The sequence below is a fragment of the Rahnella variigena genome, assembly GCF_003610915.1.
Classification (GTDB): Bacteria; Pseudomonadota; Gammaproteobacteria; order Enterobacterales; family Enterobacteriaceae; genus Rahnella; species Rahnella variigena.
Genome location: NZ_NSDJ01000002.1, coordinates 317,459 through 340,725 on the forward strand (window position 1 = coordinate 317,459; position 23,267 = coordinate 340,725).

The window sequence follows — 23,267 nt, forward strand, 5'->3', positions numbered from 1 at the left end:
CGCGCCCGAGAGGGGTGGGGGGGTAAGGGAAAGCTTCAACCCCTCTCGCCCGCGAAACCGCGCTCCCTCTCACGCGCAGAAAATTTCCCCCTTTGGAGGGTGTAAACATGTTAACAGCGCAGAAGCGAAAATTCGCCATTGCGCTGGTTTCCGGTATGTCACAAAAAGACGCGGCAATTAAAGCTGGATATTCAGAAAAATCCGCTCGTTCCAAGGGGTCGCAGCTCGCTAATGACCCGGAAGTCATCGCATTTATTAAACGAAAAAAGAAAGAAAAAGTTGAAGTCGATGATGTACCGACGTTCGGAAAAAATGTTAACACCCCATCAGTAACAGCTACCTCTCCACGACCTGAAGAAAATGCCGGAGGTATAGGCGTTTATGAGGACCCGCTGGATTTTCTAAAAGCCGTGATGAATAGCGCCGCTGAGGATATCGACATTCGAAAAGATGCAGCAAAGGCTATGTTGCCTTATGTTCACAGCAAAAAAGGCGAAGGCGGAAAGAAAGATGCGAAGCAGGCAGCAGCAAAAGCGGTTGCCAGCAAATTTGCGGGTATGGCCCCGCCACAGCTTGTGGTCAACAACGGGAAACAGTAAATGCCTGAATGGTCTACTGCATGCACTGACTGGGGTTCGAAGCTTGTTAACCGTGAGTCAATCATCCCGCCACCGATATTCCCTGACTCTGGTCAGTATGCTCTGTCGATATTCAAAGAGCTGAAAGTGACCGATGTGCCCGGCAAACCGACGTTTGGAGAGTGCTCGGAACAGTGGGTGTTTGACTTCGTGCTGGCAATATTTGGTGGGTATGACCAGGCAACCGGAAATCAGATGATCCGAGAGTACGGACTACTGATCAGCAAAAAGAACACAAAATCCACTATCGCGGCGGGCATTATGCTCACCGCGCTGATTATCTGTTGGCGCGCCGATGAAGAACATCTGATTTTAGCGCCAACAAAAGAAGTGGCAGATAACTGCTTTAAGCCAGCGGCCAGCATGGTGAGGGAAGATGAGGAGTTATCAACCATCTTCCATATTCAGGATCACATCAGAACCATAACCCATCGTATAAACCGTAACAGTCTTAAGGTTGTGGCCGCTGACAGCGACACCGTGTCCGGGAAAAAGGCGGGGCGTATTCTGGTTGAAGAACTCTGGCTTTTTGGGAAGAACGCAAAAGCTGATGCGATGTTCATTGAGGCATTAGGTGGTCAGGTATCACGTAATGAAGGTTGGGTAATTTACCTCACCACACAAAGTGATGAGCCGCCTGCCGGTGTTTTTAAAAAGAAACTCGATTACTGGCGAAATGTCCGTGATGGCATCATCAAGGACGGCAAAACGCTCGGGATTTTGTATGAGTTTCCGCCAGAAATGGTTGAAACTGAGGGTTTTAGAAATCCAGACAACTTTTATATTACCAATCCCAACATGGGGCGTTCGGTAAGCAAAGAGTGGCTGGATGATGAATATCTGAAACGCTCCCAGGAAGATGAAGGCAGCCTGAGGAAGTTTCTGGCGAAGCACCTGAATGTCGAAATAGGCATGAATCTTCGTAATGACCGATGGGCCGGTGCTGAATATTGGGAAACTCAGGCCGATCCGGCCGTCACCTTCAAGCAGATACTGAGCCGTTGCGAAGTGATAACCGTAGGAATTGACGGCGGTGGCCTTGATGACCTTCTGGGTCTTTCGATAGTTGGAAGAGATAAAAATACGCGGGAATGGCTGACCTGGTCACACGCCTGGGCGCATGAAAAAGCCCTCGAGCGTCGGAAAAGCGAAGAGAGCAAACTGAGGGATTTTGAAAGGCAGGGCGATCTGACGATAGTCAAAACAATGGGCGATGATGCCGATGAAGTCGCGATGTATGTTTCTCAGATTTATGAGGCCGGTCTGCTCGACAAAGTTGGCATGGACCCCGCCAGCGTGGGCGTGTTGCTCGATACTCTGATTGAATCAGGTATACCACAGGATTCTGTCGTTGGCGTGAGTCAGGGCTGGCGACTGGGAGGGGCATGCAAGGCAGCAGAAAGGAAGCTGGCAGAAGGTGTGCTGAAGCACGCTCTGCAACCGCTGATGAACTGGTGTGTGGGTAACGCAAAAGTAGTGATCAGCGGCAATGCCCCTCTGGTGACAAAAGGAGCCAGCGGCATTGGTAAAATCGACCCATTAATGGCGCTCTTTAACGCCATTTATCTGATGGCGCTGAATCCAGCCCCGACAAAAAAAGATTACGGCGTTTTCTTTATATAGAGACAGCGTCTTCCATGACCCGCCACGGCGGGTTTTTTCGTTTCTGGAGATCAGGAAATGAAGCAACAGCATGCCGTCAGTCTTCTGAAGGTGAAATCGGTCAATGAGGAGACGCGGGAGATCACTGGCATTGCAACCACGCCGACACCTGACCGGTATGGCGACATCGTAATGCCGGAAGGGGCAGAGTTTCAGCTTCCGATCCCGCTTTTATGGCAACACGACCATCAGGCCCCGATAGGAGAAGTGACAAGCGTTAAGGTCACCCCCGAGGGGATTGAAATTAAGGCAAAACTGGTTAAGGCAGATGCCCCGAGCCAGCTGGCCGCCAGACTTGAAGAAGCCTGGCAAAGCATTCGCCTCGGGCTGGTTAAGGGCCTGTCTATAGGCTTTCGTCCGATCGAATACGCCTACATCGACGAAGGCGGCATCCGCTTTACGAAGTGGGAGTGGTACGAACTCTCAGTCGTGACGGTTCCGGCTAACGCCGAGGGGACGATTCAGGCAGTCAAATCTATCGATGAGAAACTGCGCGCCGCGTCAGGCACAGGGCAGAACGATTCGAAAAACAACAAACGCGCTGGCGCTACAGCATCAAAAACCAATTCGATTAAAGGAACAAAAATGAACATTTCTGAGCAAATCAAATCGTTTGAAACTAAGCGTGCAACGCTGGAAGCGACCCGTGAATCTGTGATGGCAAAATCTTTTGAAGAAGGCCGCACGCTTGATCTGGAAGAAGAAGAGAAATACGACGAAGTTTCTGCGGAAATCAAAAGCGTCGATTCTCACCTCACGCGCCTGCGCGATATGGAAGCCACCAAAGCCGATACCGCAAAACCGGTTCAAAAAGCCGCCAATGGCCATGTTGTTACTACGGAAGGTAACCGTGCTCCGGGCATTATCCGCGTGGAACAAAAGCTGGAAAAAGGTATCGCGTTTGCCCGCTTCGCGAAATCTCTTGCCGCCGCGAATGGTAGCCGCTCCGAAGCGCTGGAAATTGCCAAAAAGCAATATCCTCACGATGCAAAACTTCACCATGTCCTCAAAGCCGCTGTTGGTGCAGGTACCACAACTGATCCGACATGGGCCGGTAGCCTGGTTGAATATCAGGAATACGCCAATGACTTCGTAGAATTCCTTCGACCTCAGACCATTATTGGTCGTTTCGGGCAGGGAAGTATCCCGGCGCTGCGTCAAGTTCCGTTCAATATTCGAATTCCGGCGCAAACGTCCGGCGGTTCGGCCAACTGGGTTGGACAGGGGAAAGCGAAACCTTTAACCAAATTCGATTTTGAGTCGATCACGTTTGGTTTCTCAAAAGTAGCCGCTATCGCTGTGCTGACTGATGAGCTGATCCGCTTCTCTAACCCTGCCGCTGATGCGCTGGTACGAAATGCACTGGCTGAAGCGGTCATTGCCAGACTGGACACAGACTTCATCAACCCGGCAAAAGCCGAAGTTGCGAATGTGTCACCGGCCTCCATCACAAACGGTATTGCAGGCATTCCATCTACTGGCGATCCGGACGCCGATGCAGAAGCGGCATTTGGTCAGTTTGTTGCTGCCAATCTCCAGCCGACGGGCGGGGTGTGGATCATGTCCAGCACCAACGCGCTGGCGCTTTCAATGAAGAAGAATGCACTGGGTCAGAAAATGTACCCGGAAATGACTCTTCTTGGTGGCAGCTTCCAGGGATTACCGGCAATCGTGTCTCAATATGCCGGCACGAACCTGACACTGCTGAATGCGCCTGATATTTACTTGGCGGATGACGGCGGTGTTGCTGTTGATATGTCTCGCGAGGCTTCTCTCGAAATGGAAAGCGACCCTACAGGTGACAGCGTTACCCCGACAGGTACCGAAATGGTGTCAATGTTCCAGACCAACAGCGTCGCCATCCGCGCAGAACGCTGGATCAACTGGAAGCGTCGCCGTACTGCTGCGGTTGCAGTGATTACCGGGGTTAATTACGGGGCGAACGCGGGCAGCTAAGCGCTTAAACGTCAGGAGATGCGGGGGGAAACCCCCGCATGCTTTGCATGAAACAAGTTCGCTATCTGAAAGATACACACGATGCACATGCCGGTGAAAGGCGATTTATTCGTGACGATTATGCCGAAGTACTTCGTTTAACGGGTCATGTAGAAATCATTGACACTGTCGAGAAAAAAACGAAAACGCGAAAAAAAGAATAAAACTCAGGAGAGGCAGCGATGTTAAGTTTTTTCCGCAAAAGACCAAAAGAAGAAAAAGCGCTGCAGGCTGCTAACGGGGGATCATGGAGGAGAATATTTGAATCCTTCACGGGTGCCTGGCAACGAAACATAGAGGTTGATAGCGCAACCGTTCTGGCTTATCACGCCGTGTTCTCCTGTATTTCTTTGATATCCGCCGACATCGCAAAAATGCCGCTGCTTTTGAAAAAAAAGGTAAGCAGTGGGATCTGGACTGAGCACGCCGATCAGAAAATTTCTACTTTGCTGAGAAAGCCGAATAGCTTTCAAACACGAATGCAGTTCTTTGAGTCATGGATGAACTCCAAGCTGTCGGATGGCAACACATACGCACTAAAAATACGGGACGCCGCTGGAGCAGTGAAGCAACTTCGCGTGCTTGACCCCAACAAGGTGACCCCATATGTGACGGATGATGGAGAAATTTTCTATCAGGTTCGGCCAGACAACATTAATGGTCTGGAAGCTGAGGTAATGGTTCCTGCTCGCGAGATGATTCACGACCGGTTCAACTGTTTTTTTCATCCTCTTTGCGGATTATCTCCTATCTACGCCTGTGGCCTGACTGCAATGCAGGGCGATGCAATCCTCACGAATTCAGCCAACCACTTTAAAAATGGCGGTAAGCCCGGCGGGGTGATCACCGTACCCGGCGCGGTTGATGCTGATAAGGCGAGGGAAATTAAAAACGCATGGGATGAGGGCTATTCAGGGGCAAACGCCGGTAAAACGGGGCTTTTGGCGGATGGCGCAGGGTTTATGACAATTGCGATGACGGCGGTCGATGCTCAGATGGTTGAACAACTTGACCTGACTGCCAAAATTATCTGCTCAACTTTCCATGTTCCACTTTACAAGGTCGATACCGCGACAACCCCGTCTTATAACAATATTGAGGCGTTAGATCAGGGCTACTACTCCCAGTGCCTTCAAACGCATATCGAGGCTATTGAGCTATTGCTGGATGAGGCGTTCGAGCTTGACCCACAGACTAGTATTGAGTTTGACCTCGACGTCCTGATACGGATGGATACAGAAGGGCGATACAAAACCTATAGCGAAGGCATTGGTGCTGGTTTTCTTACGCCGAATCAGGCGCGAAATAAAGAGAACATGCTTCCACTTGAAGGCGGGGATACGGCTTATATGCAACAACAAAATTACAGCCTGTCTGCGCTTGCTAGGCGAGATGCTCAGGAAGATCCCTTTAGCTCGGGCAATAAATCTCAAACCACTATCGCACCGACGCCAACACCGCCCGCAGAGAATGAAAGCAATAAGGCTCTGTCCGAGCCTGAGCAATTCATGGTCAGGGCAATGCTGAAAGGACTGCTTACTCATGAATGAACGTGACATGTCACTGCTAAAGGCTGTCGGAGAGGCGGTCAAAGAACAACTGGCTGTGGTGCAGCAAAAGTATGAAAGTGCGCTGTCTGCGCAATCTCAGGAAATTGAAAACCTGAAAGAAAAGGTGAAAATGGTTTCAGCGGCATCACCTGATGAAGCTGCCATTGCCAGGGCTGTTTTAGCGCAGATTGCTGTCCCCGTCGCGCCTGAATTGCCAGACATCCAGCAGCTGGTGAAAGATGCGGTTTCAACTATTCAGCTGCCAGAAGCTCCGAAAGCCCCTGAGTTGCCTGATATTGAGGGCATGATAAATAAGGCCGTCGATCGAATTCAAATTCCGCAGCCGGCTTTACCCGATGTTGAGCAGTTAGTTAAAGATGCAGTCTCTGCTATTCAGCTGCCTGAGGCCCCGAAAGCACCTGAGCTTCCTGACATTGAAGGCATGATCGAGAAGGCTGTTAACGGAATTCAAATCCCGCCCCCGAAACTGCCTGACATTCAACAGATGGTAAAAGAAGCTGTGTCTGCTCTTCCTTCCCCAAAAGACGGTGATCCGGGAGAAGACGGCAAAGATGCGTTGCAGTTAGAAATAATGCCCTGCATCGATGAAGAAAAATCATACCCACGCGGCAGTTATGCAATACATCACGGTGGATTATGGCGCTCATACCAGAAAACAACCGGGTTGAATGGCTGGGAATGTCTGGTTGATGGCATTTCCTCCGTTGATATCAGCCAGGCCAATGAGCGTGAATTTACCATCACTGCTCAGCTGGCCAGCGGCACTAAGACCGAGAAATCCTTCAGCATACCGGTAATGATTTACCGCGACATATTCAAAGACGGTGAAAAGTATTTACCCGGCGACAGCGTCACATGGGCAGGGTCGGTCTGGTATTGCCACGCAGAGACAACCGATAAGCCAGGTGAGCCGTCCTCAAAAGGATGGAAACTTGCGGTTAAGCGCGGGCGGGATGCGAGGGCAAAATCATGATCGGGCTGGTTACGCTTGACGAGGTGAAGTCCTATCTCCGTATTGATACTGATGCTGCTGATAATGATCTGCAGGAGGCGATTTATCAGGCCAGTGCTGTGATTTTGGATTACGTGAAGGGCTCACGCTCATTGATCATTGATGATTCCGGAGAAGTCATAGAGGGGGAGGCTTTACAAAGAGTCAAACGCTCAACTCTCATTTTGGTGGGCATTTTCGACAGAGTAAAAAATGGAGAAGAGGAACAGCGTTACTCTCAGGGCAACCTTCCTTTTAGCGTGACTGCTTTCATTTATACCCTCCATACTCCAACGGTTGTTTAAGGATGATTTTATGACAACGGGTCTCGAAGCCGGCAGGCTCACTGAACAGATAACGCTTCAAGTCATAAATATATCGACGGGTCCCCTTGGCGAGCCTTTGCCAGACGTTCCTGTCGATGTTGCAAAAGTCTGGGCGGCAGTTGAAATGAAATCAAACAGAAAGATCAGGACGTTGGACCAGCAACAGGTTGTCGAAACCTGGCATTTCACCATCAGGTCCGGGCGCGCCGTGAGTATCGACTGGAAGGTGAAGTGGAAGGACGCAAGCTACACCGTTGTGTCGGTTGACCACAGCCTGAAAGACCGGCTGATCCTCAAGGCTGAGAGAGATACACGCCATGATTGAAAATGCCATCCTCAAGGCACTCGGCGGACTTTCCGGCCTGCCAGTCTATCCTCTGCTACTCCCTGATCCGGTCCAGCAAGGGATCACTTTCCAGCGCATATCCGATCCTGAGGTAGGTGGTGGGTTGGTGCGTACGGGCCTAACCGCAGGACGGTTTCAGATATCGATTTATAAGGTTAATGATTATACCGCTGTCGTGGAACTGGACCGTGCCATATGGGAAGCATGGCGCGATATAAGGCATGGAAAAATCGCGGATTATCCAGTCCAGTACGTTGAGCGCGGTGGCATTGTTCAGGACTGCACCACATTGCCGAGCAACAGCGTGCAATACCGGCTTGTAAGGGACTACATCATTTATTTTTATGAGGATTCATCATGATCAGAATGGAGGTAAAGGGACTGCAAGAACTTGAAAGGCAACTTGCAGCTATGGGTGAAAAAATAGCTGTGAAAGTGATGGCTAATGCGGGTAAGGAGGCGATGCAAATTGTCAGCGCCGATATGCAGCAGCATGCCGGTTATGATGAGAAAAGCCCCGGTCCGCATATGCGTGACAACATCAAAACCACCTCCCGTAATCGAATGAAAGATGGCCGGTATCTTACCGTTGTCACCATCAGGGTTGGTCCATCCAAAGCACATACACAGAAAGCGCTGGCGCAGGAATTTGGCACTGTCAAACAGGTCGCCAGCCCTTTTATGCGGCCTGCGCTGGACTTTAATCGTACCAAAATACTGAGCATTCTTGCGGTACGTCTCCGTGAGGGTATCGAAAACAATCGTTAAATGAGGCAATGAAATGGCAGATAAAAGCTCTCCGGAATACGCAATGCTCCCCGCTGGAACAGTTGTTCTGTGGGGGGGATCGGCGATACCGTGGCGGAAATGCAGCCGCTGATTAACTGTAAAGCGCTTGGGGCAACAGGTGCCACGGGTTCCTTTGTTGACTGCACGACCCTGATTGATAAACAGAAACAGTTTATTTCTGATCTGCCGGAAGGCCCTGAAAAATCACTCGGATTTGTCGATGACCCGTCTAACACCAGCTTTACAGCTTTCATCAATGCTGCAGAACAGCGTCAAACCGTGCAGTTTTACATCCAGCTGCCGAACGGGCGTACCGCGACAATGGTAATGGCACTGTCTGGCTGGCAGTTGAATGAAATCACAGCCCCGGCCAGTGATGTTATTCAAATCACTGTCAACGGTAAACAGAACAACATCGACTGGGGCTATACGGCGCCGGGCAGTTAATCACCATCCTAATAACCTTTGAGGCCGCCATATTGGCGGCTTTTTTAATGGAGAATTTTAATGAAAGACCTTAAATCCCGCTTGTTGTCCCCCGAAACTGTCGCTCATCCGATCGTCTTATTGGGTACGGAGCTATTTATTCGCCGACTCACGGCCTACGAACTGGCCGATTTTGAAGACAAAGCCGCTCAACTTCGCGCTGATGGTAACACCCGGGACATGGCGCTCGCCGGTGCCTCACTTGTCCTGAATTCCCTGGTCGATGAAAATGGATTGCCAGCTCAAGACCTTCCGGCACCGGATGAGTTGATGAAGTCCCATTCCTATGCGTCGCTCATTGAGGCGTTGACCAAAGTTCAGCGTCACAGTTACGGCACGCTCGAGGAAGCGAAAAAAAACTAAGGGACTCCCCCTGGCTGAGGCTGGTCTTTTCACTGGCTGAGCGCTTCGGGGAGTCTGACCCACGGAAAATTGCCAACTTACCGGCTGAAATTCTTTTGCACTGGGAGGCCTGGTTCTCTCTTTCCGGTAATGCCGAACCGCCTGACCCGGCGGCGCCGGTTGTTGCCACCAATACCCCTGCTGACCGGCAGTGTGCCGATGTTATGAGGATCCTTGGACAATGAGTGATGTCGCAAGCCTGTCAGTTGCCCTGCATCTCAATTCGGCAACCTTCAAATCTCAGATTACAGATGCGTATCAGAAGGCAGGGCAAGCCAGCAAGAAATTCAACGAACAAGCGACGTCTCAGGCAAACGAATTGTCTGAAGCCATTGCAAAGACCGTCACGGCGGCAAAAAATATTAGCGGCCAAAGTGCAGGTGCCGACCAGTTTGCCGGAGCGACCCGTGGCGCCGGCCAGCTTAACTTTGTGCTTCATGAGGTGGCTGCTGGCAGCAATGTAGCCAGCAGCACGATCATTAATGCACTGATCCCGGCCGTTCATTCACTGAAAGGCCAGCTTGATGGTTCAACCAGCGGCTGGCAGGCGCAGCAAGAAGCCGCAAAAAACGCCGCTGCTGAGTTGGCAACAGTCGCACAGGCACAGATAGCGGCGGCTCAGGCAGAAAAACAGGCAGCCATTAACCAGGCCGCTATTGCTGAAAAAACGATTGTGGCCGCGCAGGCGCAGCGCGATCAGGCCATCGCGCTTGATGAGTATTACGCCAAACAAACCGAAGTTAACAAGCTTTACGGTCTCAGCGTCAGTTATCAGGATGAACACCTGAAAAACGAACGAGCGATCATCGAAGCAAACCGTCTCGAAGCCAGCGGACTGGATAAGTTGAAAGCGGCAAAAGCGTCTGCGATTGCTGCGGATCTGGCTGAAACGGAAGGCAAGGCGGCTTTGGTTGGCGCAACGGAGGCGGCGGCGGCGGCAAATACCCAACTTTCCATTACGCAGCGTATTGCCGCCTCCAGCAGCCGCGCACTGAGTGGTGCGATGAGCCTGCTTGGTGGGCCGGTCGGGATTGGTCTGAGCGTGCTGGCCGCGGGCGGCACACTGCTTTACACCGAATTCAAAAAAGCAGAAGAGCAAACCAAGAAACTCAATGCTGCCGTGCTCGACCTGAGCACGTCATCCCTTGTATCAGCTTCGGACCTTAAAAAACTGAATGGTGAACTGGGGAACACTGATGTAGCGGTCGATGCCATTACAGCATCGGTTAAAGGGGGTTTTAGCGGACAGATGTTAACGAACGTCGCGACTCTGGCAAATGCCTATGCTCAGGCCGGTGGCAGTGCTCAGGACTTGGTTAATTCTCTGACGTCGCTTCGTGGTGAGCCTGTAGCCGCGATGGAAAAACTGACGGCATCAGGAATTGCTCTGAGCAGTTCAGTCATCAGCCAGGTCATGGCGTTAAGCCAACGCGGTGAAGCTGCGCAGGCCAGTCAAATTCTGATCGAGGCGGCAATTCAGGCAGAAAAAGAGCGTCTTGCAGAACTGGGGATTGAAGTCGATAAGACAGCTGAATCGGTGAAGAACCTCGGGATAATGTGGGGAACTACCGGGGAGCAATCCTCAATAGCGCTCGGCGGGGCAATTGATAAAGCGAAGGTTGCGCAGCAGCAGTTTGATGATGTTTCGCGTCGTTTCATTGCTTCCAGTAAAGCCGGTTATGCGGAAGCACAAAATGAAAGGTTAAAGAATTCAGCAGGCCTGAAAAATTATCTGGCCGAGGGTACCAGCGCTGCTGAGAAGCGCGCGACAGCTATCAAAAAACTCAACAACAGTATTTATTCGTCCAATTCATCTGAGTATCAGAACATCCTGAAGGGGATTAATGATGAATACGATAAAGCGACCAAAAAGAATAAGCCGCGGTCAACCTCTGGTGAGAGCGAAGGCCAGCGCGCTCTGGAACAGGCTCAGCAGCGAAATGCTGTGTTGCGGGAGCAAGCACAAACAACTGATGCGCTGACCGACTCGGAACGTCAACTGGCAGCGTTTGATCAAAAAATTGCGGGGCTGAAAGGCCAAACCCTGAATGCCAGTCAACAGAGCCTGGTCAACATGCAGGGGCAGATTCGTGCGCAGATGCAATCAAATGTCCAGTTAGAGAAAGAAGCCGCGCTGCGGAAGGTTTCGCAGAAGTACCAGGACGAAAGCCGTAAATGGACGGAAGAAGCGGATGCAATGCAGCGAGAAGCCGCGATTAATCTCGGTAAATACAGCCAGTCTGACAGCGAGTCCGCAGATGCTGATGCGCGAAACGCAATCATCAACCGATTCAACCAACGCCGGATTGCTCTTGAAAAAGACTTCACTGATAAATCGTCAACGGAATATCAGGCCCGTTTGGCAGATCTGGAGAATGCCAAACAACAAGAGCTGCAGATCACTGAGCAAACCAATCAGGACAAACTCACCGCTGAACAGGATTACAGTGCGGGTTTCCGCCGCGGTACGCTTAACTGGATTGACAGCGCACGTGATGCAAATAGCCAGATTGCCACTTTCTCATCTGGCCTTTTCGACAGCATGACTGATTCTCTGGCGACTTTTGCCACAACAGGTAAATTCAGTTTTAAATCATTTACTACATCTGTTCTTTCCGATTTGGCAAAAATCGCTGCGCGGATCGCTATGTCCAGCGCACTAGAGGGCATCTTTGGGGCAGCAACTAGCCTGTTTGGTTCCGGCGCAGCGGCTTCTGGAGCTGGCACAGCAGCGAGTGGTTTTTCAACCGGTGCCTATAGCAATCTTTCATTGAATGCAAAGGGGGGCGTTTATAACTCACCGAGTCTGAGTGCATACAGTAACGGCATCGTAAGTTCGCCGACCATGTTCGCTTTTGCGAAGGGGGCCGGATTGATGGGCGAAGCGGGGCCGGAAGCTATCATGCCGCTAACGCGGGGATCTGATGGTTCGCTTGGGGTGCGCGCGGTCGGTGGGAGTTCTGCGGGCACGACCGCCTCTGCTGCACCTCAGGTGTATATCACCATCGACAGCAGCGGCGATTCTTCATCGCAATCCACTTCTGGCTGGGAACAGTTCGGTTCGCAGATCGCTAACTACGTTAACCAACTTTATCAGCAGAATAAGTCAAAGGATTTACGCCCAGGTGGCGATATTTGGAATGCTATAAAAAGCAGGTGATAAATGGCTATTGAAACATTCACATGGTATCCACGGGTGAACGCTGAGGCGGATGTAAAACACCGCGTAAGAAAGGCCAGTTTTGGCGATGGCTATACACAGGTCGCGGGGGATGGGATTAATCCGCGCGCACAAGAATGGAATCTGAGTTTCATCGGCACAGAGGAATACATTCAGCCAATTCTGGACTTTCTCGATCGTATGGGCGGGACTAAATCATTTCTTTGGAAGCCACCACTCAATCCGTTGGGTTTTTGGCGTTGTTATGAATATAAAGCGGTCCCGATGGGAGGAGATAACTACACACTCACAGCCACTTTTGAGCAGGCATTCAAACCATGATAAACAGTGATTATCAGAAATTAGAGCCGGGGGACACTGTCCGCCTGTTTGAAGTGGACGGCACCGCTTTTGGCACGGGCGAAGTGCTTCGGTTTCACAATTACAATCTGGCATACACCGAGGCAGAAATCGTGGCCGCCGGTGGCGATGAATCGAAACTGCCAGCGAAATCCATCTGGTGGCAGGGTAACGAATATTCAGCTTGGCCTGTTCAGATTGAGGGAATCGAAGCATCAACCAGCGGCAGTAGTGCGCAGCCAAAACTGACAGTGGCAAACCTCGACGGTTCGATCACGGCCCTTTGTCTGGCTTACGATGACATGCTTCAGGCCGTGGTGACGATTCACGATACGCTGGCGCAATATCTCGACGCCCGAAACTTTGCGGGCGGGAATGCCACGGCGGACGCCACGCAGGAAAAGCTGCAGGTTTTCTACGTCGACAGCAAGAGCATGGAAACCAACATCTCTGTTGAGTTCACGCTGAGCAGCCCGATGGATTTGCAGGGATTGATGATCCCGACGCGGCAACTTCATTCTCTTTGCACCTGGTGCATTCGTGGAAAATACCGTTCAGGGGATGGATGTGATTACGCCGGTACCAACTATTTCGATAAGCATGGTAATCCGGTTAGCGATCCCTCGCTCGACGTATGCAACGGCACGCTGAACTCTGGCTGCAAGCCCCGCTTCGGGGCAAACAACGAATTGCCGTTCGGCGGCTTCCCGGGCACCTCTCTGATTAAGAGCTGAATATGCGAGATAAAACCCTGCAGGCTATTTTTGAACATGCCCGGCAGAGCTACCCGTACGAATGCTGTGGCGTGGTTGCACAGAAAAGCCGGGTAGAACGTTACTTTCCTTGTGCAAATCTGGCAGCTAACCCCACCGAAGATTTTCATCTTGATCCTGTGGGATACACTGATGCTGAGGATTGGGGAACGGTTATTTCTATCGTTCACAGCCATCCTGATGCAACGACGCAGCCCAGCGAACTGGATAGGGTGCAGTGCGATGCAACCGAATTACCCTGGCATATTGTGAGCTGGCCGGAGGGGGATTTTCGAACCATCCAGCCGCGCGGTGAACTCCCTTTGCTCGAGCGCCCGTTTGTACTCGGGCATTCAGATTGCTGGGGATTGGTCATGAGCTATTACAGGCAAACGCACGGCATCGAACTTACCGATTACCGCGTGGATTACCCATGGTGGGAGAATGACTATCCGGATAATTTTTATCAGGACTGCTGGTATGAATGCGGGTTCCGAGAATTTAGCGGGCCGCCTATGCCTGGCGATATGGTGATCATGCAGGTTCAATCCAATAAATGGAATCACGCTGGGATCCTGCTGGAAGGCAATATGCTTCTGCACCATATGTATGGCATGCTCAGTAATCGGGTACCTTATGGTGGGTACTGGCAAGAGCGGACAATGAAAATTGTCCGACATATGAATCTTATATAACAGCATTGCCTTGCTATAATCTGGTGGTAGGATGCTATTACTTGTTATGGATTAGAGGATAGGGAAATGCGGATATTAGGTTTAATGATTTTAGTGGTTGGTATCATATTCGCTATATCAGCGTTCACAATGGATGTGAGTGTTTTAGCTGGAAATGGGTATAGAGTAAATAACATTGGACTGATGTCTACAAGACAAAATGGAATAATACTTGGAGGCTTCATAAGCCTATGCGGGCTGTTGCTGGCTATATTTGCCGATAAGCTTAAAAGCTCGGATTTAAAGCAAGTGAAGTGTCCATTTTGTGCGGAGAGGATCAGTCCAGAAGCCATAAAATGTAAGCACTGTGGAAGCAATGTGGAAAAGAATCCCTTGACCGAAATAGCTGCTGGAAATGATGAAGTTAATCATGATTCTTCATATCCTATATATTTATTGGTAGCGGTTTTGTGTATTTTTGCCGTTATAGGTGTAAGTTTAATCATTTCTCGAATGCATTATTAAGGATGACTATGAGATATATACTTATTTCATTGTTGGCACTTGGTCTGGCAGGGTGCTCGACAACGCCAGTATCTTCAAGCCTAGCAAAAGAGGTCAAAGCGTCCTCTTCCTACCAATTTAGACAAGGATACGTGCCTGTGACAATCATTAGAGATAAAGGGATGATTGCTAGTGCATGTGCAATAACCGCATTTATTAATGGCAATAAAGTTGCTGAATTGAACACCAGCGAAAAAGTTGTCGCATACGTCGAGCCTGGTGAATTGATTGTCGGTGCTGGATTTATAGGATCAGGCCTATGCAATGGGGCTCCAAAAAGAGAGAGAGAATTTATAATCAAAGAAGCACAACCACGAAGCCTACGCATATTTATTGATCAAAGTGCTAATGTAGACATTCTGCCGACCACTGAATATTGACATAACCGATTAGCGAACAAAGTCAGCCTAAGAGCTGGCTTTTTTTATGAGGATTTTTATGCAAGGAATAATGACTAAAATTGAGCTTGGCGGTTCTTTGGGGAAAATATTTGGGAAAACCCATCACCGACTCATCAGAACAGTGGGGGAAGTAGGAAAAGCATTAAGCTGTACAATCCCTGAATTTGGACGCTATATGAATAATAGTAAACAAAGAGGGATTACTTACGCTGTATTCAGAGGAAAGAAGAACATAGGAGAGGATGATTTAGGTTATCCGGTCACGGAAGAGGTTATAAAAATTATCCCCCTGATAATTGGAAGTAAAAAGGCAGGGCTTCTACAGACAATTCTCGGCGCTGTTATCATTGCAGCTGCATTTGTGGTTTCTTTTACCCCGTTTGCTGCCGCATCTCCATTTTTATATGCGATGGGTGCATCGATGGCGCTGGGAGGTGTAATCCAATTACTTTCACCACAAACTGCTGGTTTATCCAGTAAGCAAGATGCAGATAACCAAGCATCTTACGCCTTCGGCGGTGTCACAAATACGGCTGCTCAGGGCTATCCGGTACCGCTTCTGTATGGGAAACGCCGAATCGGCGGTGCTATTATTTCCGCCGGGATTTATGTCGAAGATCAGCAGTAAACCCTACCTACAATTCTTCCATTAAGGTCGCTCAGGCGGCCTTTTTTTATGGGCGCAATATGGTAACCGCAACCAAAATAAAAGGCCGCAAGGGCGGCAGTTCTTCATCTCGTACGCCTGTAGAACAGCCTGATGACCTTCAGTCTATCGCGAAAGCAAAACTGCTTATTGCTCTGGGTGAAGGTGAATTTGGCGGTGGCCTAACAGGCCAATCCATTTTTTTGGACGGAACGCCGCTTCTGAACAGTGACGGTTCGAGCAATTTCAGCGGGGTGGTGTGGGAGTTCCGCGCCGGGACGCAGGCACAATCCTACATTCAGGGGCTGCCGGGCACGGAAAACGAAATAAGCGTCGGCACTGAAGTTAAAAGCGCCGTAGCCTGGACGCATACATTCACGAATACCCAACTCTCAGCTATTCGCTTGCGTCTTAAATGGCCGTCTTTATTTAAGCAAGAAGATGACGGTGATCTGGTTGGGTATTCGATCAACTACATTATTGAACTGCAGACCGGCGGCGGCGCATTTCAGACAGTTGTTAATACAGCTGTTACTGGGAAAACTACCTCGGGGTATGAGCGTAGCCATCGCATTGACCTGCCACCGGCGGGCACCACCTGGACAATTCGTCTGCGCAAGATTACGTCAGATGCGAACAGTGCCAAGATTGGCGATGCAATGACGATCCAGAGTTACACGGAAGTTATTGATGCAAAACTGAGATATCCGAACACCGCGCTGCTGTATATCGAATTTGATTCCAGTCAGTTCAATGGCTCCATTCCGCAAATTTCATGCGAGCCACAGGGCCGCGTTATTCGTGTACCTGATAATTATGATCCGGTGACACGCACGTACAGCGGTACATGGACCGGTGCTTTCAAATGGGCATGGTCAGATAATCCTGCGTGGGTTTTCTATGACCTTGTGGTCACTGATCGCTTTGGATTAGGCAACCGTCTCACCGCGGCTAACACCGACAAATGGGAACTTTACCAGGTCGCACAATATTGCGATCAGATGGTACCGGACGGAAAAGGCGGCAGCGGCACAGAGCCGCGTTATATCTGCAATGTTTACGTACAAAGTCGAAACGACGCCTATACGGTTTTGAGAGACTTTGCGGCGATCTTCCGTGGCATGACGTACTGGGGCGGGAATCAGATTGTTGCACTGGCCGACATGCCGCGCGATATCGATTACAGCTATACGCGCGCGAACGTTATTGACGGCCAGTTCAGCTACTCAAGCAGCACCACCAAGACCCGATACACGACGGCCCTTGTGTCATGGTCTGATCCGGACAATGCCTACGCTGACGCAATGGAACCCGTTTTTGAACAAGATCTGGTTACTCGTTACGGATTTAACCAGTTAGAACTGACGGCTATTGGCTGCACGCGGCAATCAGAGGCTAACAGGAAAGGGCGCTGGGGGATCCTGACCAATAACAAAGACAGAGTGATAACTTTCGCTGTCGGTCTGGATGGCATGATCCCTCAGCCGGGTTACATCATTGGGGTCGCCGATGAAATGCTGTCGGGTAAAGTTATGGGCGGTCGCATAAGTTCAGTGAATGGCAGGGCCATAACGCTGGACCGCGCGCCGGATGTTGTCGCCGGCGGCCGGCTTATTTTAAACCTTCCCTCAGGTGCAGCTCAGTCACGCACAATTCAGTCGGTGTCGGGGAAGGTTGTCACTGTCACCACGGCTTACAGTGAAACCCCGGAGTCGGAAAGCGTCTGGGTGGTAGAAACAGACGAGCTGTATGCGCAGCAATACCGCGTACTCAGCGTGGCTGACAACAACGACAATACCTTCACCATTTCTGCGGCGTATCACGATCCGGATAAATATGCGCGCATCGATACCGGCGCAATTATCGATGAACGCCCGATCAGTGTTATCCCTCCGGGCAGTCAGTCGGCACCGGCCAACATTCAAATCGGTTCCTATTCCGTGGTCAATCAGGGGATCAGCGTTCAGACCATGCGGGCGACGTGGGACGCAACGACGAATGCTATCGCCTATGAGGCCCAATGGCGACGCAACGACGGCAATTGGGTAAACGTACCGCGAAGCTCAACCACTTCATTCGAAGTGCCAGGCATCTACGCTGGCCGCTATCTGGTGCGTGTGCGAGCTATCAATGCAGCGGAAATATCAAGCGGGTGGGGTTATTCCGTAGAAGTGACTCTGACCGGCAAAGAAGGTAACCCGCCGAAACCGGTAGGTTTCACGGCCACCGGCATCAACTGGGGTATTCAACTGAATTGGGGCTTCCCGGAAAACACTTCGGACACGCTGAAAACAGAGATTCAGTACACGCCGAATTCTGATCAGTCTAACCCGCTGTTGCTGTCTGATGTCCCCTATCCGCAGGCAATTTATACTCAGATGGGATTAAGGGCAGGTCAGGTTTTCTGGTATCGCGCGCAGCTGGTGGATAAAACCGGAAATGAGTCGGGATATACCGACTGGATCAGAGGGATGGTGAACGATAATGCCGATGATTATCTGGGCGATATCGCTGATGACTTCCTGAACTCAGCCGACGGTGACCGGCTGACCGGTGACATTGAAACCAACATTGATGCCATTCTGCAAAATGCTTTGAACCTCAACTCAACCGTTGATCACCAGTTTGCCCAGAACGGTGAGGTGCGCGCTGATATTCTGACTGTGAAAACCACAATCGCAGAAGTCGATCAGGGACTGGCTGATTTAAGCACTCAGGTTCAGGCGCAAATCGGGGACGTAACAGCGGCGCTCGAGGACAAACTAACGGCCGTTGTTGATGCCAGCGGTGCTTCAGCTATTTACACCCTGAAAACCGGCGTGCGGATCGGTGGCGTCATGTACAACGCAGGTATGTCTATCGCTGTGCTGGCGCAGGCAGGCCAGCCCGTGGTGACGCGGGTGGGCTTTAACGCAAACCAGTTCGTACTGATGTCGGGATCGGGTGACACGCAGTATTCACCATTTGCCGTGGTGAATGGCCAAGTGTTTATCAGTGATGCGTTTATCCAGGACGGGACGATTACCAATGCCAAGATCGGTAATTATATCCAGTCGAATAATTACGCGACCTCGGGTACTGGATGGAATCTCGATAAGAACACCGGCTTTACGTTTAAATCGGCCACTGCGGGACAGGGCAGCATCACGCTGGATGGTCGTGGATTACGTGTTTATGACAGCGTCGGGAACTGGAAAGTTAAGGTGGGGGATTTAAGCTGATGCCTTTCGGAATAGCAGTCGCTGGTGCCAAAAGTTACGACATGTCAGTCAGCCGGCCATTAACGTGGATCGGCAGTCTTTCGATTGGTGCCAGTATTGGTAACGTAAACACCTCATCAGCAGATTTTTCGGCGAAATGCCCGGCGGGTTCACAACTGGTCGCCATTCCGGATAACGTGGTCGCGATATTAAAAACATCGATATCTGCGGCCATGCAGTTCAAATCACTGGCAATCAGCGTGGACAACAATGCAAGGACGGTGACAGCCTCTCTGGATTTAACCACCAACTTGCAAAGCCCGAGTTTTGCCAGTAGTTCGGCTGATCGTCCAAAACTGGTCAATGTGTACTGTGTTTACCCGGGCGAGATAAATCAGGGCGGTTTTGGTTTCGCTGTGGCCGCCGGCGGTTCCTTCCCTTATGTCGTGGACAGCAATTCAGGCTTATTTCTGACGTATTCATACAACGGCGGGTTCACGGGAAACCTTACTCTTCCAGTGGGCGCAAATTCCACCGTGTTCTGTTATTGGGATGACCCCAATATTGGAATGATATACGACGAGGCAAGCCGTACGCTTAAAGGCTACAGCAGTGCCAATAGTCAGGCGGGGATCAATATCGCTATCAAAATTTGCGTATTCACCATTAAAACGCCTGTGGTACCAGCCTGGGGTATTGCGGTCCGTGGGATTGATGGCGGGATCAGTTTTACGAGCGCCGAAACACCGATGATGTACCGGGGAAACATAAATACTCCAGCATCAAATGGAACGGCCACCGCATTCGGTGCTGGGGATCAGGCACAGCAGCCAATGGTGCCGATTATGAAAATTGGCGGCCAGCTCGCAGCGCAGAGTTGGTGCCATCTCGGCATGGCCAGAAGTGGAGCGTCATTTTTCGGACGGCCCACAAGCTTTATCAACGGTGGTGATTCAACGAATCCTAATCAGCAGGTGGTCGGTTACGCCAGTAAGCCACTGCCGTTTCTATGGGCGACAGATTATTTCTAACGCCATACTTCCTCAAAATTTTAAGCATTCTCATCAACCCGCTACGGCGGGTTTTTTAATGCCCGGAGAAAAACATGTCAGCAGGCACAATCGCATTAACCAATAATTCAGCAAACGTCACCGGTACCGGAACTGCCTTCACCGCCGATTTAAAAGCGGGTGACTTCGTTGTCGCTATTGTCGGCGGGGTGACCTATACGCTAGGTGTCAAAACAATTACTTCGTCCACGGCATTAACTCTGGTTACAGCTTATGGTGGACCTACCGCGACAGGTAATGCATGGACTGCGGTACCGAATGCAACATTGGTAGGTATCACCGCGCAGGTGGCCGCTGACACTGCAAGGGCTATCCGCGGTTTAAATCTGGACAAAGCTAACTGGCAACAGGTCTACAGTGGCACAGGCAACATCACTGTAACGCTTCCTGACGGTTCCACTTTTACCGGCCCATCATGGAACTACCTGGTAACGAACATGGCTACTAAAGTCGGTGGCGCTGTTCCGGTAAATCAAGGGGGCACTGGCGCTACCACAGCCGCGGCGGCTCGCAGTTCTTTAGGAGCAGCACCCACATCTGCTCCCGTTATAACCGATGGAGCAACATTAAACGGTACGATTGCTATCGAAGGAACTCAGTTAAATCTCAGGGCATCGGCATCTGGCGGTGGTTGGCCATTTTTTATCACTTTCATGGCAGGGCAGGGAAACAATCTTCCTTACTCACGGATATATGCCGAAAACTCTGGTGATATAACGATGGCCACCGGCGTAAACGCCACCGTGAAATATTTCCAACATACGGCAAGTGGTGACTTAATCGTCCCGAGGAATATTCAATGTACAACACTTATTCAGACGTCGGACCGGGACAAGAAAGACTTCATTACGCCGATCGCCAATGCTCTGGATAAAATTAATGCCATTGACGGTGTAACTTTCGCATGGAAAACGGACGGCACTCCATCAGCGGGAGTGATTGCCCAAGATCTGATGAAAGTGTTACCGGAAGCCGTTGGTTCTATATTCGATGAGAATGACGAATACGGTACTGAGGAACAGCAGGTAGAAAGAGAAGTTGTGGACGATGAAGGCAACACTACCACCGTGACGGAGACTGTCAGTGTTACCAAGCTGACCAGCAAGCGTGACGAATCGAAACGGTCGTACACTGTGGAATACAACGGTGTTATTGCGCTGGCAGTGCAGGCTATCAAAGAGCTTTCAGAAAAGGTTGCGGCAATGGAAGCTTACATCGGCCCCGAAAATCTGACCGCCATGTCAAAAGAACCCACTTCATAACTTTCTCTCCATGCCGAACATTCACACCAATTTGCCCTATTTCAAGTCATCCTATGCTAGGCTCACGAAAACTATTTCGAGGTGCTTATGCTTACAGATGAAGAATATTCACAAATACGGCAGGAAATTGGTGAGGCAGTTATAACGGTACTTGAGGAAGGTAAGATAGTAAGCGTTGAAACAATCATTACTCAGTTGGAGCAAAAGCACCAAAAGGTAGTTCATCTGCACCACAAGGATAGATTTTGGAAAGCTATTGACCTGCTAATAGGTAAATCTTAAAGAAAGCTTAGCGGGGAAGGTTAGTGGATCTGGATAAAAATTTAGTCCGGAACAATCTAAAAACTCTATCGTAAACAAAATATTAGGAGTTTAATTTGCATTTAGAAACATAATGTAAAAAAAATTACAATCTTCTGACATTTCTTTGCAGTGTATTTAGGAGTACTCTTAATTCACATACTGCTTTGGAGTTGTTGAAAGTGAAAAAAAGGAACGCAGCTTTGTATGGATTGCCACTGTTGTTAGTGGGTGGCATTGCCTTCGCTAGCTATAGCGGTGGGAATAACCCGGTCTATGTTCAAGAAGCTATTACAGCTGTGAGTAGCAAAATGTCGTATAGTTACGGCCCTACCAACTGTAAAGCCATTGAGAAAGATGCATCTCATTGGGATATGACCTGCAGCTCTTCCATTACCCCTTCAGCATTAACGTTTACCATCCAATCGGCCGACAAAGCTCCCTACGATTTGGCGACTTCGTTTTACCTGATTGCCAGCAATGACCCGGCTAGAAAGGCATCTGATGAAGGTTTGCTTCGATATTTGATGATTAACGACGGTTCAAAAATTTAGTCGACTGTATGCTTTAAAATAACCCGCTTCGGCGGGCTTTTTTTTCGCTCAATAATCATCATTCGTATCATCGGCACCCGATTTCATAACCCACCAAATCAGCCCAGCAACAATCGCCAGAACGATGAGTATAAGCAGTATGATTTTCACAATGTTCGTAGTCCTCAGAAATTTATGCAATCTTCCGCTGAATACCCTTAGGACTCCAATGGTAATTACCGATCGAAACGCAACTATTGATCGTTATTACCGATCGAAAAACCAATCGTTCTTTATTTTCTATCTGTGCCATATAGTTATTGTGGTTGGAGTTTGAATAACAACCTTCATGAGTTCCGGCTTAGGTAACCTACAAGGGTGTTCACTCAGGTACAGTAAAAAAGCCCTCGCGAAGAGGGCCAGTGAATCATCACAAAAAATTTAGTTCGGAACAGGAGTGTTACTCCTTTGTTAACAATAGCTGATAAATAAAATTTGGGTTAAGTAACATTAGTTTTGTAGTTAAAAAAAAGCCCGCGTTAACGGCGGGCAAATATCAAGGTTATCAACATTACTTAGTACTGGTAGGTAGTCACTCCATCCATTTTCAATTTTAGTCCAGGGCGAAGAAAAAGCTATCTATGGGTAAAAAAGAACCCACGTATAAGGTGGGTTATCAGAAGATAGGCATGCATAGCCTTGGCAGGCTTGCTGTTCTACGTCAGCTGATATGAGAATAGTGCAGGGCGGTGATTTTGCCAGATTACAGGCACAAAAAACCCGGCTCGGTGGCCGGTTGCTGTCATGACGGAGAAAATATAATTTTGGTTTTTTTATGGCGTCAATATTGGCCTCAAATTTCATGAACCAGGCTGATACCAGCCCTCCGCGCTTTCCCACGTATTCTGCAGCATCACGTCGATCACTTCTTTATCCCGCGCCGTACCTCCCATCACAGAAAGCCCATCGCTATGAACACGCCGAACTGCGAACGTCGCGCCCGTGTAATGATCATCAAGCCTTTTCTGGAATTCTTCTTTCAATGCCTCGACGGCACCGGCGCTTTTTATTGCTTTGCAGATCAGCCCTCTAAGAATTTACCCGCAGTCTACCCTTCACAATCACAAGATCACGTGATT

24 protein-coding genes and 1 pseudogene are annotated in these 23,267 nt (G+C 49.8%); 24 read left to right on the top strand and 1 reads right to left on the bottom strand.

All coding sequences use genetic code 11. The annotated features are described in order from the left end of the window. Positions 1-107 precede the first annotated feature (107 nt). From CKQ54_RS23375 to CKQ54_RS23490, 24 genes and pseudogenes are all read left to right on the top strand, one after another. The gene (locus CKQ54_RS23375) at positions 108-599 is read left to right on the top strand and encodes a terminase small subunit (RefSeq protein WP_120163623.1); all 492 of its coding nucleotides are present in this window, start codon (positions 108-110) and stop codon (positions 597-599) included. Next, positions 600-2,261, top strand: coding sequence for a terminase large subunit (locus CKQ54_RS23380; protein WP_120163624.1), 1,662 nt, complete (start codon positions 600-602; stop codon positions 2,259-2,261). Positions 2,262-2,318: 57 nt separating this feature from the next. Continuing rightward, positions 2,319-4,256: a phage major capsid protein gene (locus CKQ54_RS23385; protein ID WP_120163625.1), complete on the top strand. Its 1,938-nt coding sequence runs from the start codon at positions 2,319-2,321 to the stop codon at positions 4,254-4,256. A gap of 47 nt (positions 4,257-4,303) precedes the next feature. After that, positions 4,304-4,459: a hypothetical protein gene (locus CKQ54_RS25625; RefSeq protein WP_167459683.1), complete on the top strand. Its 156-nt coding sequence runs from the start codon at positions 4,304-4,306 to the stop codon at positions 4,457-4,459. 18 nt (positions 4,460-4,477) lie between these two features. Then, positions 4,478-5,845, top strand: coding sequence for a phage portal protein (locus CKQ54_RS23390; RefSeq protein ID WP_120163626.1), 1,368 nt, complete (start codon positions 4,478-4,480; stop codon positions 5,843-5,845). Positions 5,846-5,969: 124 nt separating this feature from the next. After that, positions 5,970-6,839, top strand: coding sequence for a phage gp6-like head-tail connector protein (locus CKQ54_RS23395; RefSeq protein ID WP_147412506.1), 870 nt, complete (start codon positions 5,970-5,972; stop codon positions 6,837-6,839). Continuing rightward, complete coding sequence (locus tag CKQ54_RS23400; protein ID WP_120163628.1) at positions 6,836-7,162, top strand: head-tail connector protein; 327 nt, start codon at positions 6,836-6,838, stop codon at positions 7,160-7,162. The genes CKQ54_RS23395 and CKQ54_RS23400 overlap by 4 nt, the downstream gene beginning before the upstream one ends. Positions 7,163-7,172: 10 nt before the next feature. Further along, a complete protein-coding gene (locus CKQ54_RS23405; RefSeq protein ID WP_120163629.1) occupies positions 7,173-7,508 on the top strand; it encodes a phage head closure protein in 336 nt (111 codons plus the stop codon). Next, positions 7,501-7,890, top strand: a complete 390-nt coding sequence (locus tag CKQ54_RS23410) for a hypothetical protein (RefSeq protein ID WP_120163630.1) — start codon at positions 7,501-7,503, stop codon at positions 7,888-7,890. Before CKQ54_RS23405 ends, CKQ54_RS23410 begins: the two co-directional genes overlap by 8 nt. Continuing rightward, positions 7,887-8,297 (top strand): HK97-gp10 family putative phage morphogenesis protein, encoded by a 411-nt coding sequence (locus CKQ54_RS23415; RefSeq protein ID WP_120163631.1) that lies wholly within the window; start codon positions 7,887-7,889, stop codon positions 8,295-8,297. Before CKQ54_RS23410 ends, CKQ54_RS23415 begins: the two co-directional genes overlap by 4 nt. A gap of 13 nt (positions 8,298-8,310) precedes the next feature. Then, a pseudogene (locus CKQ54_RS23420) lies at positions 8,311-8,765 on the top strand (phage tail protein). A 60-nt stretch (positions 8,766-8,825) separates the two neighbouring features. Next, entirely contained in the window at positions 8,826-9,167 is a 342-nt protein-coding gene (locus CKQ54_RS23425; RefSeq protein WP_120163633.1) for a phage tail protein, read from the top strand. A gap of 220 nt (positions 9,168-9,387) precedes the next feature. Beyond that, positions 9,388-12,366: a phage tail tape measure protein gene (locus CKQ54_RS23435; protein ID WP_120163635.1), complete on the top strand. Its 2,979-nt coding sequence runs from the start codon at positions 9,388-9,390 to the stop codon at positions 12,364-12,366. 3 nt (positions 12,367-12,369) lie between these two features. Then, entirely contained in the window at positions 12,370-12,708 is a 339-nt protein-coding gene (locus CKQ54_RS23440) for a phage tail protein (RefSeq protein ID WP_120163636.1), read from the top strand. After that, on the top strand, positions 12,705-13,460 hold the full coding sequence (locus tag CKQ54_RS23445; RefSeq protein WP_120163637.1) for a phage minor tail protein L: 756 nt from the start codon (positions 12,705-12,707) through the stop codon (positions 13,458-13,460). Before CKQ54_RS23440 ends, CKQ54_RS23445 begins: the two co-directional genes overlap by 4 nt. A gap of 2 nt (positions 13,461-13,462) precedes the next feature. After that, entirely contained in the window at positions 13,463-14,173 is a 711-nt protein-coding gene (locus CKQ54_RS23450; protein ID WP_120163638.1) for a C40 family peptidase, read from the top strand. A gap of 66 nt (positions 14,174-14,239) precedes the next feature. After that, positions 14,240-14,677, top strand: coding sequence for a zinc ribbon domain-containing protein (locus CKQ54_RS25900; RefSeq protein WP_120163639.1), 438 nt, complete (start codon positions 14,240-14,242; stop codon positions 14,675-14,677). An 8-nt stretch (positions 14,678-14,685) separates the two neighbouring features. After that, positions 14,686-15,096 carry a hypothetical protein gene (locus CKQ54_RS23460; RefSeq protein ID WP_208644644.1) on the top strand — a complete coding sequence of 137 codons (411 nt, stop codon included), beginning with the start codon at positions 14,686-14,688 and terminating at the stop codon, positions 15,094-15,096. A gap of 58 nt (positions 15,097-15,154) precedes the next feature. Next, on the top strand, positions 15,155-15,745 hold the full coding sequence (locus CKQ54_RS23465; RefSeq protein ID WP_120163641.1) for a tail assembly protein: 591 nt from the start codon (positions 15,155-15,157) through the stop codon (positions 15,743-15,745). 59 nt (positions 15,746-15,804) lie between these two features. Further along, positions 15,805-18,984, top strand: a complete 3,180-nt coding sequence (locus tag CKQ54_RS23470; protein ID WP_120163642.1) for a TipJ family phage tail tip protein — start codon at positions 15,805-15,807, stop codon at positions 18,982-18,984. Further along, on the top strand, positions 18,984-19,994 hold the full coding sequence (locus tag CKQ54_RS23475) for a DUF6453 family protein (protein WP_120163643.1): 1,011 nt from the start codon (positions 18,984-18,986) through the stop codon (positions 19,992-19,994). The genes CKQ54_RS23470 and CKQ54_RS23475 overlap by 1 nt, the downstream gene beginning before the upstream one ends. Before the next feature lie 74 nt (positions 19,995-20,068). Then, positions 20,069-21,295 carry a tail fiber domain-containing protein gene (locus tag CKQ54_RS23480; RefSeq protein ID WP_120163644.1) on the top strand — a complete coding sequence of 409 codons (1,227 nt, stop codon included), beginning with the start codon at positions 20,069-20,071 and terminating at the stop codon, positions 21,293-21,295. A gap of 87 nt (positions 21,296-21,382) precedes the next feature. Then, positions 21,383-21,577 (top strand): hypothetical protein, encoded by a 195-nt coding sequence (locus CKQ54_RS23485; protein ID WP_112288446.1) that lies wholly within the window; start codon positions 21,383-21,385, stop codon positions 21,575-21,577. A 194-nt stretch (positions 21,578-21,771) separates the two neighbouring features. Then, positions 21,772-22,149 carry a hypothetical protein gene (locus CKQ54_RS23490; RefSeq protein WP_147412507.1) on the top strand — a complete coding sequence of 126 codons (378 nt, stop codon included), beginning with the start codon at positions 21,772-21,774 and terminating at the stop codon, positions 22,147-22,149. 839 nt (positions 22,150-22,988) lie between these two features. Here the strand turns inward: CKQ54_RS23490 and CKQ54_RS23495 are convergent. Continuing rightward, the gene (locus tag CKQ54_RS23495; protein ID WP_120163645.1) at positions 22,989-23,225 is read right to left on the bottom strand and encodes a DinI-like family protein; all 237 of its coding nucleotides are present in this window, start codon (positions 23,223-23,225) and stop codon (positions 22,989-22,991) included. Positions 23,226-23,267: the final 42 nt, after the last annotated feature.

Coding starts and splice junctions, on each gene's coding strand:
- CKQ54_RS23470 (WP_120163642.1), top strand. CDS start 15,805: ATGGTAACCGCAACCAAAATAAAAGGCCGCAAGGGCGGCAGTTCTTCA.
- CKQ54_RS23400 (WP_120163628.1), top strand. CDS start 6,836: ATGATCGGGCTGGTTACGCTTGACGAGGTGAAGTCCTATCTCCGTATT.
- CKQ54_RS23480 (WP_120163644.1), top strand. CDS start 20,069: ATGTCAGCAGGCACAATCGCATTAACCAATAATTCAGCAAACGTCACC.
- CKQ54_RS23435 (WP_120163635.1), top strand. CDS start 9,388: ATGAGTGATGTCGCAAGCCTGTCAGTTGCCCTGCATCTCAATTCGGCA.
- CKQ54_RS23405 (WP_120163629.1), top strand. CDS start 7,173: ATGACAACGGGTCTCGAAGCCGGCAGGCTCACTGAACAGATAACGCTT.
- CKQ54_RS23410 (WP_120163630.1), top strand. CDS start 7,501: ATGATTGAAAATGCCATCCTCAAGGCACTCGGCGGACTTTCCGGCCTG.
- CKQ54_RS23445 (WP_120163637.1), top strand. CDS start 12,705: ATGATAAACAGTGATTATCAGAAATTAGAGCCGGGGGACACTGTCCGC.
- CKQ54_RS23485 (WP_112288446.1), top strand. CDS start 21,383: ATGCTTACAGATGAAGAATATTCACAAATACGGCAGGAAATTGGTGAG.
- CKQ54_RS23380 (WP_120163624.1), top strand. CDS start 600: ATGCCTGAATGGTCTACTGCATGCACTGACTGGGGTTCGAAGCTTGTT.
- CKQ54_RS23450 (WP_120163638.1), top strand. CDS start 13,463: ATGCGAGATAAAACCCTGCAGGCTATTTTTGAACATGCCCGGCAGAGC.
- CKQ54_RS23425 (WP_120163633.1), top strand. CDS start 8,826: ATGAAAGACCTTAAATCCCGCTTGTTGTCCCCCGAAACTGTCGCTCAT.
- CKQ54_RS23460 (WP_208644644.1), top strand. CDS start 14,686: ATGAGATATATACTTATTTCATTGTTGGCACTTGGTCTGGCAGGGTGC.
- CKQ54_RS23465 (WP_120163641.1), top strand. CDS start 15,155: ATGCAAGGAATAATGACTAAAATTGAGCTTGGCGGTTCTTTGGGGAAA.
- CKQ54_RS25900 (WP_120163639.1), top strand. CDS start 14,240: ATGCGGATATTAGGTTTAATGATTTTAGTGGTTGGTATCATATTCGCT.
- CKQ54_RS23440 (WP_120163636.1), top strand. CDS start 12,370: ATGGCTATTGAAACATTCACATGGTATCCACGGGTGAACGCTGAGGCG.
- CKQ54_RS25625 (WP_167459683.1), top strand. CDS start 4,304: ATGAAACAAGTTCGCTATCTGAAAGATACACACGATGCACATGCCGGT.
- CKQ54_RS23390 (WP_120163626.1), top strand. CDS start 4,478: ATGTTAAGTTTTTTCCGCAAAAGACCAAAAGAAGAAAAAGCGCTGCAG.
- CKQ54_RS23385 (WP_120163625.1), top strand. CDS start 2,319: ATGAAGCAACAGCATGCCGTCAGTCTTCTGAAGGTGAAATCGGTCAAT.
- CKQ54_RS23375 (WP_120163623.1), top strand. CDS start 108: ATGTTAACAGCGCAGAAGCGAAAATTCGCCATTGCGCTGGTTTCCGGT.
- CKQ54_RS23475 (WP_120163643.1), top strand. CDS start 18,984: ATGCCTTTCGGAATAGCAGTCGCTGGTGCCAAAAGTTACGACATGTCA.
- CKQ54_RS23415 (WP_120163631.1), top strand. CDS start 7,887: ATGATCAGAATGGAGGTAAAGGGACTGCAAGAACTTGAAAGGCAACTT.